This window comes from Cellulomonas sp. P24 (assembly GCF_024704385.1).
GTDB lineage: Bacteria > Actinomycetota > Actinomycetes > Actinomycetales > Cellulomonadaceae > JAJDFX01.
Genome location: NZ_JAJDFX010000002.1, coordinates 1,837,595 through 1,855,983, shown reverse-complemented (window position 1 = coordinate 1,855,983; position 18,389 = coordinate 1,837,595). Strand labels below are relative to the sequence as shown.

Sequence of the window (18,389 nt, the reverse complement as noted above, 5' to 3'; positions counted from 1 at the left end):
GACCCGCTCAGGCCCAGCCGCCCGGCCGCGGGCCCGGCGGAAGGTCGTCTCGCGCGTCACGAATGCCGTCGCGGACTGCTCGGCGGATCACGAGGTACAGGACGAGAACCACGAGCAGGAACATCACGACAGGGATGAGGAGCGCGACGAGCCCGAAACCACCTGCCATGTACATGGATCCACTCCAGAGCTGTCGGGCGAAAATCGGTGAGCGCGTTCCAGGTTCTCATATTTGACACCCGGAGCCAGCACAATTCAGTTCCCGAATTCCGGGGATGGGTTCGCGACTCTCTCGTCGGTGCTCGCGCCGCCGCCGCGCACCGCCGCGCACCGCCGCGCGCAGGCCGCTTCGCCCGAAGCCGCGCCGGCCGCCTGGAGGCGGACATCCACCTCGCCCGATGTCCGCTTGCGGTGCTCATCCAGCCGCAGATGTTAATGGCATGTAAATACTCCGCCCGGTCGTACCAGAATGCGGAAATCGCGGCCTGCAGGCCTTGCCGCACCCCCGGATCGCACCTAGTTTCGTCACCATCACCTGGCCCGTCTCGCAGCATTCCTGAGGGGAGGTCGGTCATGGGTGCACACCGCGTCGTCGATCTGAGCGCCCGGACGGGGTTCTTCGAATCCTCTTCCGCGGGCTCCGAGGCGCCCGACTGGCTGGTGGCCGGGATCGTCGAGTCCTGGGAGCTGGATCCCGCACGCACGACGGTCGTCCTGGCGGCGGTCTCCGAGAACGCGACCTTCGTCGTGTCCTCCGGAGGGGTGCCCGTGCTGGTCACCCGCGTCGCGCGGCCGGGCTACATGACGAGCGCCGACGAGTTCGAGTCCGAGCTCGCGTGGGTCTCGGCCCTCGCAACCTCGGAGTACGTCCGGGTGCCGCGGGGGATCCGCACGCACGACGGCTCGTACGTCGCGGTGATCCTCGACGACCGCGGTCACGGCTGGTGGTGCGTGAGCTTCTCGTACGTCGACGGCGGCGTGCTGCAGGACGTCACGGACCCGCTGCCGTACTACCGCGAGATCGGCCGCACGACCGCCCACCTGCACGATCACACCGGCGCGTGGGAGCCGCCCGCAGGCTTCCGCCGCCACTCCTGGGCGACGTCGGACATGGTCGGGCCGACGTGCCGGTGGGGCATGTGGCAGGACGTCGCCTTCAGGTCCGCCGAGCGTGACCTGGTCAAGTCCGCCGAGCTCACCGCGCTCGCGACGCTCGGCAGCGTCGTGCGCTCGCCCGACGACTGGGGGCTGATCCACGCGGACCTGCGCCCGTCGAACATCATGATCGACGAGGCCGGTCTGACGGTGATCGACTTCGACGACTCCGGCTACTGCTGGTACATGTACGACTTCGCCGCGGCGCTGTCCTTCGTCGAGCACCTCGACGCCGCACCGACCATGGCCCACGAGTGGATCGACGGGTATGCGGAGGTCCGCCCGCTCACTCGCGCCGACGTCCAGGTCGCGTGCGCGCTGTCGATGATCCGACGCCTGCAGATGCTCGGCTGGACGACGACCCACCGCGAGGACGCCCTGCCGGCTGACCTCTGGGCCGCGCGGCGCGACGGGACGCTCGTCGTCGCCGAGAAGTTCCTCCGGTCGCCGACCTGGCTGATGGACGACTGAGCTGATGGACGACTGAGCTGATGGACGACTGACCTCCCGTGCTCACCCGCCGTCGTGCAGGTGCTCGCCCCCGTCGGGGTGATCGCCGTCGTGCGAGCGTGGCGCATGCCGCACGTACCCGTACTTGCGGAGGTGGAAGCGCACGTCCGCGCCGACGAAGTACTCGCGTCCGATCTCGATCGGCCGGTCGTCGGAGGCCGTCGTGACGCGGTGCACGTGGATCAGTGGGGTGCCGGTCGCGACCTCGAGGTGGCGGGCCTGCTCGTCGTCGGCGAGCGTGAGCTCGAGCGTCTCGTCGCTGTAGCCGGGGGAGACGCCGTAGCGCGCACGCAGCAGGGCGTACAGGCTCGAGAGGTCCTGCTGGAGAAGGTCGGGGAAGGGCACCGTCGGCAGCCGGGTCGCCTCGAGCGACAACGGGTGACCGTCGGCGACGCGCAGCCGCAGGAGCCGGTACACGTGGTCGCCCGGCGCGAGGTCGAGGAGCCGCTGGTCCTGGCCGGAGGCCTGCGCGATCTCGGCACGCAGCACACGGGTCTCGAGCCGCACCCCCTGCTGGCGGGCGATCTCCGGCAGTCCCTCGATCGTGTTGAGGTTCCGTTCCAGGCGTCCGTCCGACGCGACGACCCCACCGCCGCGACCGATGCGCCGTCGCACGACCCCGTCGGCCTCGAGCCGGTCGAGGGCCAGGCGCAGTCGCGACCGCGGAACCCCGAGCGAGGCGGCGAGAGAGCGCTCGTCGCCGATCCGGTCCCCGGCGCGCACCTCGTGCTCGCGGATCAACGAGCGGATCCGCGAGCACAGCAGGTCGACCGGGGTGCTCATGTCCGGAGCGTCGCCAGGACCTCGTCGAAGGCGGTGAAGAACGTCGCGAGGTCGGCGTCGGTGAACGCGAGCGGCGGGCGCAGCTTGAGGACGTTGCCGCCGGCCCCGCACACCGAGGTCAGCACCCGGCGCTCGCGCAGCTTCTCGATGATCTCGAGGGCCGTGGCCTGGTCGGGGTTCCGTGACTCGGGTTCCGTGACGATGTCCACGCCGATGTACAGCCCGGCGCCGCGGACCTCGCCGACGAGCGGGTGGTCGGCAGTCATCCCGCGCAGCCCCGCGAGCATGAGCGACCCGACGCGGTCGCTGTGGAGCTGGAGGTCCTCGTCGCGGATGACGTCGAGCACGGCCTGGGCCGCGGCGATCGAGACGGGGTTGCCGCCGAACGTGTTGAAGTACGGGATCGAGTCGCCGAACGCCGCCAGCACCTCGCTGCGTGCGGCCATCGCGGAGACCGGGATGCCGTTGCCCATCGGCTTGCCCATGGTCACGAGGTCAGGGACGACGCCATGACGCTCGAACCCCCAGAAGGTCTGGCCGGTGCGCGCGAAGCCGGGCTGGACCTCGTCGGAGACGAACACGCCGCCGGCGCGGTGCACGACCTCGATCGCCGGAGCCAGGAAGCCCACCGGGTCGGGGAAGACCCCGTCGGAGGAGAAGATCGAGTCGGCGACGAACGCCGCGAAGCGCGTGCCGTGACGCTCGAGGTCGGCGATCTGCGCGGCGACCTGGTCGGCGAACCACGTCCCGAGGTCCGGAGTCCCCAGGTCGGTCGCACCTGCGCCCGCCGCGTCGAGCGCAGCCCGGAGTCGCGCCGCGTCCGGGGCGGGCACGGTCCGCACGTCGCGACCGAGCGGCTGCGCGGTCCCGAGCGCGGGGGAGATCCCCGAGGTCAGCATCGAGTTGCCGTGGTACGCCTCGGACGTGACGATCACGCCGGTGCCACCGGTGTAGGCCTGCGCGACGCGGACCGCGAGGTCGTTCGCCTCGGAGCCGGTGCACATGAACATGACCTTGTCGATCGCGTCGGGCAGCGTCGAGAGCAGGTCCTCGGAGTACCGCACGATCGCCTCGTGCAGGTAGCGCGTGTGCGTGTTGAGGGTCGACGCCTGGGCGGTCATCGCCGCGACGACGCGCGGGTGGCAGTGGCCGACGGACGCGACGTTGTTGTACACGTCGAGGTACTGGTTCCCGTCGGCGTCGAAGAGGTGCGCCGCCTCTCCGCGCACCAGGTGGACGGGCTCGCGGTAGAAGAGCCGGTACGACGGCCCCAGCACGCGTTCCCGCCGCTCGGCCAGCTCACGGAGCGGTGCGGGCAGCGCCTCCGCCATGCCGGGCCGGAAGCTGTTCGTGTCCATGATCGTCGAGCGGGTCGCCACCGTGGGTCTCCTCGTGCTGGTTCCGACCGGGCTCGGCGGAGGTGCTGCCCGGGTGTGTCGTGTGGTCCTCGGTGTCCGAGGGGACCGCACCGCGCGACCGTGCCCCGAGGGGCGCGCGCGATGCGATCGTCGTGGCCCCGAAGGGCTGGCGTGCACGATGCGATCCTCGAACGCCCCATCATCGCTGCTCGAGCCAGGGGCGTCACGGATCGCACCGTGCACGCGGGTCTCACCGGGTGAGCATCACATCCAGCTCGTCGTCCAGCTCGGCGTCCGCCTCGGCCTGGAGCCCACCGTTGAGTGCGTACTCCTCCTCCGGGGACAGGATCAGCCGCTTGCGGCCGTACACCGCGAACGTGCCGAGGCCGATCGCGAACACCACGGCGATCGCGATGATCGCGAGCCGGTAGTCGGGGTTGAGCATGACCCCGACGAAGATCATCGCCGCGAGCAGACCGGCGACGACCGCGCCGATGATGCCGGTCGGGCTCGTGTAGGGCCGCACCGCGGCAGGGAACTTCCGGCGCAGCAGGACGAACGAGACCATCTGCAGCACGTAGGCGATCACGGCGCCCCAGACGGCGATGTTGAGCACCACGCTGCCGGCCGCGGCGACGCCGTACTGGACGACGAACAGCGCGGCGAACCCGATCGCGGCACCCATCAGGAGCGCGGCCCACGGCGTCTTGCGGGTGCCGGTCAGCGAGAGGAACTTCGGGTAGTACCCGGCCCGTGACAGCGAGTAGATGTTGCGGCCGTAGGCGTACATGATCCCCTGCGTCGAGGCGAGCAGACCGACGAGGGCGAACGCGGACAGCACCGCCGCGATGTTGCTGTTCGGCAGGATTGCCCGGAACCCGTCGAGCAACGGCTCACCCGAGCTGCTCAGGGCGTTCGCGCCGGTGACGGCGGGGTTGAGCACCACGACGACGAGCCCACTGATCACCAGGGTCACCATGCCCCAGAAGCCGGCGCGCGGGATGTCCTTGGTCGGGGTGTGCGACTCCTCGGCGGCGAGCGGCAGCTCCTCGATGCCGAGGAACAGCCACATCGCGAACGGCAGCGCGAAGAACACCCCGCTGATGCCGTGCGGCAGGAACGTGCTCTGCCCGGCGTCGGGGGCGATGTCGAACAGCTTGCCGAGGTCGAGGTTGCTCGAGGCGAGTGCGGCGATGCCGAAGATCGCCAGCACCGCGAGCGAGATGATCGACACGACGATCGCGAACCGGAACGACGTCGCGGCGCCGAAGGTGTTCAGGGCGAGGAAGACCCCGTAGATGACGATCCACCACGCCCAGACCGGCAACGACGCCCCGAACAGCGTGGTCGCGATCGAGTCGGCGTACTGACCGGAGAAGTACACGACGACCCCGGTGGTCATGACGTACTCGACGGACTCGGCGAGCCCGGTGACGAACCCGCCCCAGGGGCCCATCGCCGCACGTGCGAACGAGTACGCGCCGCCGGTGTGCGGCATCGCCGCGGACATCTCACCGATGCTGAACAGCATTCCGAAATACATCACCGTGACCAGGACGGTGGCGATGAGGAATCCTCCCCACCCGGCCGTCCCAATTCCACCGTTCCATCCGGAGAAATCCCCGGAGATCACGGCGGCCACCCCGATCCCGGTGAGTCCCCAGAATCCTGCGGAGCGCACCAGGCCGCGCTTCTCGAAATACCCTTCCTCGGCCTGGGCGTAGGTCACCCCCGAGACACTGGTCATCGTCGTCTGGCTCACGTCTGCCTCCCATGTGCGGTCGATGAGGGCCGGTGGGACGACGTCGTTGGGGCCGCACCGGTGGAGCTGTGCAGGAGCGGACCGCCAAGCCCGCGTGTACCGATGGCTCCATGGTTCTGCCCGGCCCCGACCGGGAACAGCGCCGGATGTAATATCTGTGTTACCGCCGGAGCCCCGAATGTTAATGGCTTGTGAACAAGTGTCCTGGAGGACCCGGAAGTCCGCGCAGACCCCGTGAAGTCCTTGCCGGGGCGCCTGCAGGCGTCTATCTTCCAAGGTGACCGCCGGCCCCATCGCGCAGCATTTTTGATGGGAGAAATACGATGACCAGCAACCCCTTCGTCGAGACCGCGCCCGCGACCGGCTTCTTCGAGTCCTCCGCCAAGGGCACGTCCGCGCCCGGGTGGCTCGTCGCCGGGATCGTCCGCGCGTGGGACCTGGACCCGGCCCTCGCGTCGGTCGACCTGATCACCGTGTCGGAGAACGCGACGTTCCTCGTCGCGATCGGTGGCATCCCGGTCGCGGTGACCCGGGTGGCCCGCCCCGGCTACATGGCGGGGTCGGTCGAGTTCGAGTCGGAGGTCGCGTGGGTGGCGGCGCTCGCGGGCTCCGAGTACGTGCGCGTGCCGCGGGGGATCCCCACGGTCGACGGCTCCTACGTGGCGGTGATCGCCGACGACGGCGGCATGTCGTGGTCCTGCGTGAGCTACTCGTACGTCGCCGGGAGCATCCTCGAGGACTTCACCGACCCGGTCCCGTACTACCGCGAGATCGGGCGGACGACGGCCCACCTGCACGACCACGCAGGCTCGTGGACCCCGCCGACCGGTTTCCGCCGGCACTCGTGGGCCACCGCCGACATGGTGGGCCCGACGTGCCGCTGGGGCATGTGGCAGGAGGTGCCGTTCACCGCCGCCGAGCGCGGGCTCCTGGAGTCCGCCGAGCGGTCCGCGCTCGCGACGATCACCGGCGCCCCGCGCACCCCGACCGACTGGGGACTGATCCACGCGGACCTGCGCCCGTCGAACATCATGATCGACGACGGCACGCTGACGGTCATCGACTTCGACGACTGCGGGTACTCCTGGTACCTGTACGACTTCGCGTCGGCACTGTCCTTCATGGAGCACGTCGACGACGCTCCGATGATGGCCCAGGAGTGGGTCGAGGGCTACTCCGAGGTCCGCCCGCTCTCCCGCACCGACGAGGAGCTTGCGTGCGCGCTGTCGATGATCCGACGCCTGCAGATGCTCGGCTGGACGACGACGCACCGCGAGGACGCCCTGCCGCCCGCGCTGTGGACGGCCCAGAAGGACGGCACGCTCGCCGTGGCCGAGAAGTACCGGCGATCGCCCACGTGGCTGCTCGACTGACCCGTCCGGCTGCCGTCCTGCTGGACATGGACGGGACGCTCCTGGACTCCGAGCCGCTGTGGTCCGCTGCCGCGCGCCACCTCGCCGAGGGCCAGGGGCGGCCCTGGAGCACGTTCGACGACCGGGAGATCGTCGGCTGGTCCATCCCCGCCGTGGCCGCGTACCTGCGCGGTCGCGGCGTCGGGCAGGACGAGGACTGGATCGTCGACCAGCTCCACGCGCGTGTCGGCGCGGCGATGCTCGACGCCCTGCCGTGGCGCGAGGGCGCGTTAGAGCTGCTCACGCTGCTGCGCGACGCCGACGTGCCGGTCGCCCTCGTCACGATGACGTACCGGCGCCTGGCCGACCTCGTGCTGCGCGCCGCCCCACCGGGCACGATCCAGGTGCTCGTCACCGGCGATGACGTGAAGCGCGGCAAGCCGCACCCGGAGGCCTACCGGACCGCCGCCCAGCGGCTCGGGGTCGACGCCAAGGACTGCGTGGCCGTCGAGGACTCACCGACCGGGATTGCGTCCGCTCTTGCCAGCGGCGCGTGGACCTACGCCGTCGACCCGTCCCAGCCGGTCTCCGCGTCCCGTGGGGTCGACCTGGTGCTGGAGTGCGTCGACGGGCTCGGGCCCGTGATCGCGGGGCTGCGCGAGCGGCTGGGCGCTCCGGTGCCCGAGGCGGCCGCAGCGGTCGGCGCGCTCGGGCGGCCTGACACGACCCGAACATGATCCTGATCTGGCGTAGACACGACCGCGCTGGACTTGCCGCATGCCTCGATCCCACTCGGCCCGACTCCACTCGGCCCGACGCCACGTGCCCCGACGCCACGTTGCCCGATCCCGCACAGCCCGACTCATCGCCCTCGTCCTTCTCCCGCTGGTGCTGCTGACCGCGTGCCGTGCGACCACGCCCGACGGCCCCGTGGCGACCGTCGCTGCCGGTGTGCCCGGCGGTGCTCCGAGTGCCGCACCCGGTGGGGCCGCCGCGGGTGGTACGTCGCCGGTCGGCCCGGCGACGCCGAACCCGGCCGCGCCGACGATCCCCGTCGGCTCCACGTCGCAGTCGCTCACCGTCGACGCCGCCACCCGGACGTACCGCGTGTACCGACCGGCCGAGGTCGCGAGCCCGGCGCCGCTCGTGGTGTTCCTGCACGGTGGCTTCGGCTCGGCCGACCAGGCGGAGAAGGCCTATCACTGGGACCAGGAGGCCGACGCGGGCCACTTCGTGGTGGTCTACCCCGACGGTCTCGACCGGGCGTGGAACACCGACGGCGGGTGCTGCGGCACCCCCTCCCGGACCGGGGTGGACGACGTCGCATTCGTGACCGCCGTGGTCCACGCGGTCGAGCAGTCGATGCCGATCGACCCCGCCCGCGTCTACGCGACGGGCATCAGCAACGGCGGCATCATGGCGTACACGCTCGCCTGCCGGACGACGCTGTTCGCCGCGATCGGCCCGGACTCCGCGACCGAGCTCGCCGACTGCCCCGACCCGGCCCCCACCTCGGTGATCCACGTGCACGGGACCGCCGACCAGACCATCCGGTACGACGGCGGAGTGGGCGACGGACCCGCGCATGTCGACGGCCCCCCGGTGGCGACCGTCAACGCGCACTGGCGGCAGATCGACGGCTGCGCCGCGCCCGAGGTCACGACCTCCGGTTCGGTGACGACCTCGATCGCAACCTGCCCGAGCGGCCGCACCGTCGAGCTCATCACGATCGACGGCGCCGGTCACCAGTGGCCGGGTGCGACGCCGAACCGTGTCGCCGAGCGCCTCCTGGGGACCGACCCGCCCTCGCAGGCCCTCGACGCGACCTCGGTCATCTGGGACTTCTTCAGCGGGCACACGCTGTCGTGACACGGTCGAGGTGACCGGTAGCGTCCCGTCGTGACGGCCGTGTCCACCGACCTGAGCGAGAGGGCGCCGATGTCCGGAGCCGCACCACCCGCAGACCGTCCCGCCCTCGCGCGCCGACTGGGAACCGCCGACGCCGTCGTGATCGGGCTCGGCTCGATGATCGGTGCGGGCGTGTTCGCGGCGTTCGCGCCGGCCGCTGCCGCAGCGGGCGGTGGGCTGCTCGTCGGGCTCGCGCTCGCGGCCGTCGTCGCCTATGGCAATGCGACGTCGTCGGCGCAGCTCGCGGCTCAGTACCCGACGTCGGGCGGCACGTACGTCTACGGGCGTGAGCAGCTCGGCGAGTGGTGGGGGTTCGTCGCCGGGTGGGCGTTCGTCATCGGGAAGACCGCGAGCTGTGCGGCGATGGCGCTCACGTTCGCCGCGTACGCCGCTCCGGGCGCCGAGCGGCCGGTGGCCGTCGTCGCGGTGCTCGCGCTCGCGGCGGTCAACTACCGCGGGATCACCCGGACGGCGCGGCTTGCGCGCGTGATCGTCGCGGTCGTGCTGGTCGCGCTCGCCGTGGTGGTCGCCGCGAGCCTCGGCGGCGGGCACACGGACCTCGGCCGGGTGACGGCGCTCGACCTGGGCGGCCACGGCTGGTACGGGATCCTGCAGTCGGCCGGGCTGCTCTTCTTCGCGTTCGCGGGGTACGCGCGGATCGCGACGCTGGGGGAGGAGGTGCGCGACCCGTCGCGCACGATCCCGCGGGCGATCCAGCTCGCGCTCGGCCTGACGGTCGTCGTGTACGCGGTCATCGCGGTCGCGCTGCTCGCAGTGCTCGGTCCCGACGGGATCGCCGCCACCCGTGCGCCGCTCGCTGCCGCGGTCGACGCCGGGAGCTGGACGTGGGCGACGGTCGTGGTCCGCATCGGTGGCGCTGCCGCGTCCCTCGGTGCCCTGCTGGCCCTGGTCGCCGGGGTCGGGCGGACGTCGCTCGCGATGGCCCGTGAGCGTGACCTGCCCGGCTGGCTCGACGCGGTGCACCCGCGCTACCGGGTGCCGCATCGCGCCGAGGCGACCCTCGCCGTCGTCGTGAGCGTGCTGGTGGTCACGGTGGACCTGCGGGGGGCGATCGGCTTCTCGTCCTTCGGGGTGCTCACCTACTACCTGATCGCCAACCTCGCCGCGTTCACGCAGGGGAGTGAGCGGCGGCGGTTCCCGCGGTGGCTGCCGGTGCTCGGGGCCGTGGGGTGCGTGACGCTCGTGGCGACGTTGCCGCCGGCCGCGATTGGGATCGGGGTGGGGGTGCTGGTTGTCGGTGTGGGGTACCGGTGGGCGCGGGTGTCTGCGCGGCGGTCGCGGTCCGGGCCGGCTCGCTCGGACGGGCCGCGCTGAGCGGTTGATGAGTCGGCCGACTCTGTCGGAGCTGTCGCGTGGATGGGTGCGCACGACGGGACCGTTCGATCGGGTGCGCGAGGGGCGAGGGGCGACCAATGTCGGGTTGGCGACGATGGTCGCCCCAGGCGAGGAAGTTGCCGTGACTCGTCCGCGGCGAACCAGGCCCGCGGTGGCCGCCGCTGGTGCGTACGTCACCCCGACGTCTGCTCCGCGAGCCAGTCGTCGAACGTGACAAGACCAAGCCGTACCCCCGGTCCAGGCAGAAGCCCCTCACCGGCCATCGCAAGGCTGAACGGCCCATCCCGCCAGCTCGCGCGCAGGCGGGTCGGGTCCCGTCGAGCGGTCAGGGTGCGCCGGGCCATGTCGACGAGGTCCAGCGGCTCGGGACCGGCAAGGTCGACGGCCCTGCCCTGCGGCGGACCGGCGGCGGCCTCGACCAGGACGGCGGCGACGTCGGCGATCGCGACCGGCTGCAGCAGGAGCGGTGCGACGGTTGCGACGCCGTCGCGGGTGGTCCAGCCGACGACCATTTCGGCGAAGTCGAAGAACTGGGTCGCGCGTTGGATGGTCCACGGCACCGTTCCGGCCTCGACCAGCTGCTCCTGCCGGCGTTTGCCGTCGTAGTGCCCGGTGCCTTTCGCGCGGTCCAGCCCGACGATCGACAGCAGGACGTGGTGGCGGACCCCCGCGCGGAGCTCGGCCGCCAGGAGGTTGCTGGTCGCGGTGGCGAAGAACTCCACCGCCGTGGCGGGGTCCGTCGCCGGTGTGTTCGTCACGTCGATGGCGACGCTCACGCCGTGCAGCGCGTCATCCAGCCCGGCGCCGGTGACCACGTCCACCCCGGTCGACCTCGCGACCTCCGTCACCTCGCGACCCGCCGCCCGCAGGGCGTCGACCGTGCTGCGGCCGACCCGGCCGGTTGCGCCGATCACGGCCACCCGTCCCATGTCCGTCTCCACCCGGCCAGTCTGCGTAGCGCGTGCTGTCGATGTCACGCGGCGGACAGGGGTGGCCGTCGTGCCGAGCGCTTGCGGTCCGTCGATGGTGAGCTCGGGGATCTACTTCAAGAGGTCAGCCAGCTCGTCGTCGAAGACGTGGCAGAGGTGCCCCGTCGTTGATTCACGCGGCCTGCACGCTGTGAATCGGACAAGTAGCAGGACGCGAATCGGTCAGTTCGCAGGCAACCCTCAACACGAACCGGCTGCGAGCGGTGAACGCATCGGATGCGGTGTGGCCGACGTCGAGCTCAGCGATGGCCTGCCGGCTGGTCACCAACCCGTTCTGCGCCTTCGCGAGGTCAAGGGATGTATCGCGTGTGGGCGGCCGACCTTTGTGACGCGTGTCAGAACCATGGCACTTTCGCCATGGTTCTGACGCGGCCACGTGGGGGGACTCAGGCGGCGTCAGACGGGTAGCCCGACGCGGATGTCAGCCCCCGGGAGTCGGACACCGCCTCACACGGTGAGCTCGCGCCGCCGCCCGTCGCGCCACGTCCCCACCCCGAACAGGGCGAGACCCCCGATCAGCCATCCCGCCAGCACGAATAGCGGACGGGTGATCGCAGCGCCGTCGAACAGCGCGACGTTGCGCAGCATGGTTCCGGTCGCGCCCGGGGGGAGGAGCTGTCCGATCGTGCCCCACGGGGTCGGGAGCAGCTCCGGCGCGCTGGTCAGCCCGGACAGGGGGCTGCCGAGCAGGATCAGCGCGACGACGGCCAGGCCCAGGCCCACGCGCCCGAGCATCCGCTGCAGCCCCAGGACGGTGAAGCAGGCGGCACCGGCGCCGAGCATCGCACCCAGCGCGGTGAGCCAGTAGCTGCCGTTGATCGTGCCGAACCCGAACTGCAGGGTGGCGGTCAGCGCGAGGCCGCCGAGGACGGCGAACCCCAGTCCGGTCATCACCCGCTGGCGGGCGCCGTGCACGCCCGCCATGATGCCCACCGCGGCGATCCAGCCACCGAGGGCGAGCGGCAGGGCGCCGGCGGACAGCCCGAAGCCCGTCGGCTCGCGGGTGGGGAACGGGCGCAGGTCGTCGACCGTCAGCGGCACCGACATGCCCGTTGCGAGCGTGGTGGCCGCGTGGGTCAACGTGGTGGCCATCGTGGGGCTCGCGGCGGTGGCGATCTCCAGGGTGAGGCCGGAGCCGTCGACCACGAGCGCCGCGTAGATCTCTCGGCCAAGGATCTGGTCGCGAGCCTGGTCGACGCTCGTGAGCGTGCGCACGTCGAACCCGCCCGGGCTTGCCTGCTCGAGGCGTGCGGTGAGCGCCGCCGCCTGGGGAGCGGGCGCGACGACGGCGACGGGGACGTGGTGCAGGCCCGAGTGGATCCCCGGCAGCGCGAACGCGAGCAGCAGAATCACGACGCCGCCGACGAGCCCGAGGGTCGTCAGCCCGATGCGTCGCCAGCTCGACGGAGCGGGGTGTCCGAGGGGTGCCGTCGGTGCCATGGCCATGGAACTGCCCTCCGTGCGTCGGGGATCGATAAGATACGACCCGTATCTCCGGACGGTAGAGCATCGCGTTAAGATACGCAACGTACTCTGCAGGAGAGGGCGGACATGTCGACACCGACGACCCGGCGGCACGGCGACGCGCTGCGGGCGGAGATCCTCCACGCCGTCCTCGACGAGCTGCGGGACCAGGGCTACCCGGGCGTCACCTACGACGGCGTGGCCCGACGGGCGCACACGAGCAAACCCGTGCTCTACCGGCGCTGGCGCTCGCGCGCCCACCTGGTCCTGGACGCGCTGACGGCCGAGCTCCCGCCCGTGCTCCCGATCCCGGACACCGGAAGTCTCCGGGGAGACCTGATCGCGCTCCTGCAGCTGATGCGCACCCGGTTCGACCTTGTCGGGGCGCAGACGATCCGGGGCATCATCGCGGACGCCGATGACGAGCTCCGCCACGTCGCCCTTGAGATCACGGACGTGTTCGCCGCCGAGATCTCCCGCTCGGTGGTGCAGCGCGCCCGCGACCGCGGAGAGATCGGCCCCGCACCCGTCCCGCTCCTGGTCTGTTCCGTGCCGGTCGTCCTGCTGCGGCACGAGCTGCTGCTCGCCGACGAGCCGACCGATCAGCGGATCGTCGAGATCGTCGACGTCGCGGGCCTGCCACTGATCATCGACGCCGCGAACGCTGGGTGAGCCTTCAGTCAGCGCGGGTTGTTGTCGATAGTCGAGTGTCGGGCCTCGGCGGACCGATCGTGGATCTTCCAGCGCGGCTGGTCCGGCGTGCTTTCCCCTGCCTCGACGCCCGCCCGCTCGCTCGGAGTCTCATGCGCTCGCTCAGATGGACCGTCGGTTCGACCCGTCGCCTGGTGATCCTCGCGCTCGCTGTCGCGCTTCCGTTCGCCGTGGTGTCGCCGGCCTTCGGGGCGACGCCTCTCCCTGGACCGACGTCTCCGGCACCTGCGCCGGATCCGATCGACGCCTACGCGCACTACCAGCCGCAGACGACGTGCGACCCGACGCCCAAGCCTGGCGCCACGTACCTCATGCACCTGGTCCTCACCTACTACGGGGTCGGGCGCGACGTGGGCATCGGCCGCGCGTGCTCCGTCGGTGGGACGAGCGAGCACAAGGAAGGGCGAGCGCTTGACTGGGGGGTCAGCGTCGACAACCCGGTCGAGAAGGCTGCGGCGGACGAGTTCACCACCTGGCTCACGGAGGACGGCCCGGACGGGAAGCCGGGCTACAACGCGCGGCGCCTCGGCGTGATGTACGTCATCTGGAACCGGCAGATCTGGGGGAGCTACAACCCGGGAGCGGGCTGGACCGCCTACACCGGCGCCGTCCCGCACACCGATCACGTCCACGTCTCCCTCAGCTGGAGCGGCGCGTACATGCAGAGCTCGTGGTGGACCGGGATCGCAGTACCGAGCGATGCGACGATCGCGCGGTACATCACCCAGGTGTATCGCGACCTGTTCGACCGTGCACCGGATCCGGCCGGGCTGAGGACCTGGTCGACGGCGTTGGGCAACGGTGTGCCGTACGGCGCGGTCGCTGATGCGATCACGTACTCGGACGAATACCGCGGGCGCATGATCACCGACGCCTATCGGACGTACCTCGACCGAGCTCCTGATCCGACGGGGTTCTCGGACTGGCTTGCAGCGATGCGGGTGTCGTTGCACATCGAAGACATGCAGGCGGGATTCATCTCGTCCACGGAGTACTACGCGCTGGGTGGGGGCACCGACCGCGGGTGGATCACGCGTCTGTACGACAAGGTGCTGGGTCGTGTCCCGGCAGACGCCGAGGTCAGCTCATGGCAGCGGCGTCTCGACACCGGCAGCTCGCGGTACGAGGTCGCGCTCGGGTTCTTGTACTCGACCGAGCACCTGACCGCGGTCGTGGACGGCTACTACGTCGAGCTGCTCCACCGGCACATCGACCCCGCAGGCCAGTCCACCTGGGTCCACCTCATCCAGACCGGCTACCGCGACGAGCAGATCATCGCGGGCATCGTCTCCTCGGCGGAGTACCGAGGCAACATCGGTACGAGGTAGAGACCCACCTCTCGCACGCGGAGCGCGTGTCACTGGCGGGTGTCGAGCCACGTCCCTGCGCCGAACCGGACCTCTACCCCACCGGCCGCGTGAGGGCGATCACGAGCTGCGCCATCATCAGGCGGACGTCCTCGCGGTCGCGCATCGAGTGACCGGCCCGGATCTCCCGCTGGAGCATGTCCTTGTAGAGGTCGGCGAGCACGCGCACGGCCACCCCGGTGGGGACGACGAACGCGCGACCGGCGCCGTCGATCGCCCGCTGCACGATCGCGGTCAGTGACGTCTCGAACTGCTCCTGGTGGGCCTGGAAGACCACGGCGACCTCGGGGTCGCGCAGGGACAGCAGGCGGAACTCGTCGTCGATCAGGCACCACGTGCGGTCGTCCATCGGGCCGATGAAGAAGTCGAGGAGCAGCTCGCCGAGGCCGTCCTCGTCGAGGGGCTTGGTGACCTTCTCGAGCTGCGGCCCGAGGGCGTCGACCTTCGCGGCGAGCTCGGAGAGCAGGATCTCCTGCTGACGTTCCATGAGCGCCGCGAACAGCTCTTCCTTCGACGTGAAGTTGGAGTAGAAGGCCCCGCGGGTGAACCCGGCCCGCTCGCACACCTGCTCCACGGTGCTGGCGTGCACGCCCTCCTCGGCGAAGACGTCGAAGGCAGCATCGATCAGCCGCTCACGCGTGCGCTGGCGGCGCGGGGTGAGCATGGCGTCGGGCTGGATCGAGATGGTGTCCACCTCCTGGTGGGTTTGGCGTGTGTCGATCGTATCGGATACGTTCGTGTATCGGATACGTGGATGTATCCATCCCCGACCACCCATCCTTGGAGCCGACGTGTCCTCGCTGCTCTACCGCCTCGGCCACTGGTCGTTCGGCGCGCGACTGCGCGTGCTGCTGACGTGGTTGACGATCATCGCCGCGATCGGGATCGGTGCGCGGTTCCTCAGCACCGGCACGGACAACACCTTCTCGATCCCCGGTACCGAGTCCGGGGTGGCCCTCGACCAGCTCGCCCACACGTTCCCGCAGGTCAGCGGAACGTCGGCACGGCTCGTCGTCGTCGCGCCGCCAGGGATGACGGTGCGCGACACCGCCGTCGAGGGCCCGCTCGAGGCCGCGGTCACCCAGCTCAAGGACGTCAACCAGGTCGCCGCGGTGACCGACCCGCTCGGCACCCAGGTGACCGGCGGGGTGTCGAACGACGGCTCCGCGGCCGTGGTCACCGTGCAGATGGACGGGCAGAGCGGCAGCATCACCGACGCCACCCGCACGGCACTGCTCGACGTCGAGTCGACGCTGCGATCGGCCCTCCCGGCCGGATCGACCGCGATCTTCGGCGGTGACCTCTTCTCGCTCCACATCCCGACGGTGAGCGCCACCGAGGGCGTCGGCGTGCTCGTCGCGCTCGCCGTGCTGGTCGTGACGTTCGGGTCGTTCCTCGCCGCGGGCATGCCGCTGGTCACGGCCCTGCTCGGGGTCGGCATCTCCACCGCGGCGATCTCGTTGGCCACCCGGTTCGCGACGATCTCGTCGACCACGCCGATGCTCGCGCTCATGCTCGGCCTCGCGGTCGGGATCGACTACTCGCTGTTCATCGTGTCCCGGCACCAGGCCCAGCTCCGGGCCGGGCTGGAACCGCGCGAGTCGGCCGCCCGGGCACTCGCGACTGCCGGCTCCGCCGTGGTGTTCGCCGGGCTCACCGTGATGATCGCCCTCGTCGGGTTGGCCGTCGCCCGGATCCCGTTCCTGTCCATCATGGGCTTCGCCGCCGCCGTCGCCGTGGGTCTCGCGGTGCTGATCGCGCTGACGTTGACGCCCGCCCTCCTCGGCTTCGCCGGTGACCGGGTGCGGCCCGGCTACCGGCGCGAGCGTCGGGCGGCGCGTCGGGCCCGGAACGCCGACGCGGCGACCGGCGGGTCGAGGCGGCACGGCGCGGTGGCAGCGACCACAGCCGCGGACGCGACCACGGACGAGACCACGGAGCGCGATGCGACCGCGACCGCCGCGTCGCGCGGCTCGCACCTCGCCGGCGAGCAGGTGCACCAGAACCGGTTCTTCCTCGGGTGGGTGCGGGCCGTCACGCGCTGGCCCGTGGTGACGATCCTGCTCGTCGTCCTCGGGCTCGGTGCCGTCGCGCTCCCCGCGCTCGACCTGCGCCTGGCCCTGCCGGACGCCGGGACGCAGGCCGCGGGCTCGCGGGCCCGGGTCAGCTACGACCTCCTTGCCGAGCACTTCGGCCCGGGCTACAACGGCCCGCTCATCGTCACCGGCACGATCGTCGGCTCGAAGGACCCGATGACGCTCATGTCGGACCTCAAGAAGGAGATCGAGGCCCTGCCCGGGGTCGCATCCGTGCCGGTCGCCACCCCGAACGCCGACGCGACCACCGGGATCATCCAGGTCGTGCCGACCGGCGGCCCCGACTCGCAGGCGACCAAGGACCTCGTCGCCAAGATCCGCAGCCTGCACGACCACTTCCAGCAGACCTACGGCGTGAACCTGTCCGTCACCGGCGTGACCGCGGTGCAGATCGACATCTCCGACCGGCTCGGCAACGCGCTGCTGCCGTTCGGGATCCTCGTGGTCGGGCTGTCGTTCGTGCTGCTCACCATGGTGTTCCGGTCCCTGTGGGTGCCGCTCAAAGCGACTCTCGGCTACCTGCTGTCGGTCGCGGCGTCGTTCGGCGTCGTCGCGATGGTGTTCGAGAAGGGCTGGGGCGCGAGCCTGTTCGGGCTCGACCACACCATGCCCGTCATCAGCTTCATGCCGATCGTGCTCATGGGCGTGCTGTTCGGTCTCGCGATGGACTACGAGGTGTTCCTCGTCTCCCGGATGCGCGAGGACTACGTGCACGGCGGGGATGCGCGCGCTGCGATCCGCAGCGGGTTCACCGCCTCGGCCGTCGTCGTCACCGCCGCCGCGACCATCATGTTCTCCGTCTTCGCGGCGTTCGTCCCCGAGGGTGACGTCAACATCAAGCCCATCGCGCTGGGTCTCGCGTCGGGCGTGTTCGTCGACGCGTTCGTGGTGCGCATGACGCTGGTGCCCGCCGTGCTGCAGCTGCTCGGCGACCGCGCCTGGCACATGCCCCGACGCCTGGACCGGATCCTGCCGTCGTTCGACATCGAGGGCGAGGGGCTGTCGAGCGAGCTGGCGCTCGCGGACTGGCCGGAGCCCGGGGCCGACGACGCGATCGTCGCGGCCGGGCTGCGGCTCGACCGCCCCGACGGCACCCCGCTGTACCGGGACGTCTCCGTCCGGGTGCCGACCGGGGGAGTGCTGGTCGTCGCCGGGCCGCACCGCAGCGGGCGCACCGCGGTGCTGCTGACCATCGCCGGCCGAGCGCACGCCGACGACGGCGCCCTGAAGGTCGACGGCCTCGTCGCGCCGGTGCGCGCACGGGACATCCGCCGCCGGGTCGCGTTCGCCCGTCTCATGCGGGCCGCCGATCCGGTGAGCGAGCTGCGTGAGGCGTTCGCCCCGCACACCCCGGTCGTCGTGGTGGACGACCTCGACGCCGTCGCCGACCCGGTGCTGCAACGTGCGGTGCGCGACGAGCTGCGCGCGGCCCTCACCACCGCGGCGGCCGACGGAAGACCGCTGACGCTCGTGGTCAGCGCGCAGACGGTCGAGGCCGTGCGGGACCTGCTGCCCGCTCCGCCGACCACCACACTCACGCTGACCGCCGTCCCCGACCTCGCGAAGGTGCTCTGATCG

General features: G+C 71.1%; 15 protein-coding genes. 8 read left to right on the top strand and 7 right to left on the bottom strand.

Annotation, left to right across the window (positions count from 1 at the left end):
* Nucleotides 1-7: 7 nt before the first annotated feature.
* A complete protein-coding gene (locus tag LJB74_RS08730) occupies nt 8-169 on the bottom strand; it encodes a hypothetical protein (RefSeq protein WP_259308159.1) in 162 nt (53 codons plus the stop codon).
* A 404-nt stretch (nt 170-573) separates the two neighbouring features.
* Between LJB74_RS08730 and LJB74_RS08725 the strand changes: the two genes are divergently transcribed.
* Complete coding sequence (locus LJB74_RS08725; protein WP_259308158.1) at nt 574-1,626, top strand: phosphotransferase enzyme family protein; 1,053 nt, start codon at nt 574-576, stop codon at nt 1,624-1,626.
* 42 nt (nt 1,627-1,668) lie between these two features.
* On the opposite strand, the gene LJB74_RS08720 is transcribed toward LJB74_RS08725, so the two are convergent.
* The 3 genes from LJB74_RS08720 to LJB74_RS08710 all read right to left on the bottom strand — a co-directional run bounded on the left by LJB74_RS08720 (nt 1,669) and on the right by LJB74_RS08710 (nt 5,553).
* Nucleotides 1,669-2,448 carry a GntR family transcriptional regulator gene (locus tag LJB74_RS08720; RefSeq protein WP_259308157.1) on the bottom strand — a complete coding sequence of 260 codons (780 nt, stop codon included), beginning with the start codon at nt 2,446-2,448 and terminating at the stop codon, nt 1,669-1,671.
* Complete coding sequence (locus tag LJB74_RS08715; RefSeq protein ID WP_259308156.1) at nt 2,445-3,827, bottom strand: aspartate aminotransferase family protein; 1,383 nt, start codon at nt 3,825-3,827, stop codon at nt 2,445-2,447. Before LJB74_RS08715 ends, LJB74_RS08720 begins: the two co-directional genes overlap by 4 nt.
* A 229-nt stretch (nt 3,828-4,056) precedes the next feature.
* Nucleotides 4,057-5,553, bottom strand: coding sequence for an amino acid permease (locus LJB74_RS08710; RefSeq protein WP_396125221.1), 1,497 nt, complete (start codon nt 5,551-5,553; stop codon nt 4,057-4,059).
* 338 nt (nt 5,554-5,891) lie between these two features.
* Here LJB74_RS08710 and LJB74_RS08705 point away from each other — a divergent pair, with 338 nt between their 5' ends.
* From LJB74_RS08705 to LJB74_RS08690, 4 genes are all read left to right on the top strand, one after another.
* Nucleotides 5,892-6,941 (top strand): phosphotransferase enzyme family protein, encoded by a 1,050-nt coding sequence (locus LJB74_RS08705; RefSeq protein WP_259308154.1) that lies wholly within the window; start codon nt 5,892-5,894, stop codon nt 6,939-6,941.
* Nucleotides 6,926-7,657 carry an HAD family phosphatase gene (locus tag LJB74_RS08700; RefSeq protein ID WP_259308153.1) on the top strand — a complete coding sequence of 244 codons (732 nt, stop codon included), beginning with the start codon at nt 6,926-6,928 and terminating at the stop codon, nt 7,655-7,657. Before LJB74_RS08705 ends, LJB74_RS08700 begins: the two co-directional genes overlap by 16 nt.
* Before the next feature lie 40 nt (nt 7,658-7,697).
* Nucleotides 7,698-8,789 (top strand): PHB depolymerase family esterase, encoded by a 1,092-nt coding sequence (locus LJB74_RS08695; RefSeq protein ID WP_259308152.1) that lies wholly within the window; start codon nt 7,698-7,700, stop codon nt 8,787-8,789.
* 69 nt (nt 8,790-8,858) lie between these two features.
* Entirely contained in the window at nt 8,859-10,163 is a 1,305-nt protein-coding gene (locus LJB74_RS08690; protein ID WP_259310320.1) for an APC family permease, read from the top strand.
* A gap of 194 nt (nt 10,164-10,357) precedes the next feature.
* On the opposite strand, the gene LJB74_RS08685 is transcribed toward LJB74_RS08690, so the two are convergent.
* Together LJB74_RS08685 and LJB74_RS08680 are read right to left on the bottom strand one after the other, a co-directional pair.
* Nucleotides 10,358-11,125, bottom strand: coding sequence for an SDR family oxidoreductase (locus LJB74_RS08685; protein ID WP_259308151.1), 768 nt, complete (start codon nt 11,123-11,125; stop codon nt 10,358-10,360).
* A gap of 495 nt (nt 11,126-11,620) precedes the next feature.
* Nucleotides 11,621-12,619 (bottom strand): hypothetical protein, encoded by a 999-nt coding sequence (locus LJB74_RS08680; protein WP_259308150.1) that lies wholly within the window; start codon nt 12,617-12,619, stop codon nt 11,621-11,623.
* 105 nt (nt 12,620-12,724) lie between these two features.
* Here LJB74_RS08680 and LJB74_RS08675 point away from each other — a divergent pair, with 105 nt between their 5' ends.
* Nucleotides 12,725-13,309: a TetR/AcrR family transcriptional regulator gene (locus tag LJB74_RS08675; protein ID WP_259308149.1), complete on the top strand. Its 585-nt coding sequence runs from the start codon at nt 12,725-12,727 to the stop codon at nt 13,307-13,309.
* A gap of 131 nt (nt 13,310-13,440) precedes the next feature.
* The gene (locus LJB74_RS08670; RefSeq protein ID WP_259308148.1) at nt 13,441-14,676 is read left to right on the top strand and encodes a DUF4214 domain-containing protein; all 1,236 of its coding nucleotides are present in this window, start codon (nt 13,441-13,443) and stop codon (nt 14,674-14,676) included.
* Nucleotides 14,677-14,749: 73 nt separating this feature from the next.
* On the opposite strand, the gene LJB74_RS08665 is transcribed toward LJB74_RS08670, so the two are convergent.
* Nucleotides 14,750-15,409: a TetR/AcrR family transcriptional regulator gene (locus LJB74_RS08665; RefSeq protein WP_259308147.1), complete on the bottom strand. Its 660-nt coding sequence runs from the start codon at nt 15,407-15,409 to the stop codon at nt 14,750-14,752.
* Nucleotides 15,410-15,506: 97 nt separating this feature from the next.
* Here LJB74_RS08665 and LJB74_RS08660 point away from each other — a divergent pair, with 97 nt between their 5' ends.
* Nucleotides 15,507-18,386 (top strand): MMPL family transporter, encoded by a 2,880-nt coding sequence (locus tag LJB74_RS08660; RefSeq protein WP_259308146.1) that lies wholly within the window; start codon nt 15,507-15,509, stop codon nt 18,384-18,386.
* The last annotated feature ends 3 nt before the right edge of the window (nt 18,387-18,389 follow it).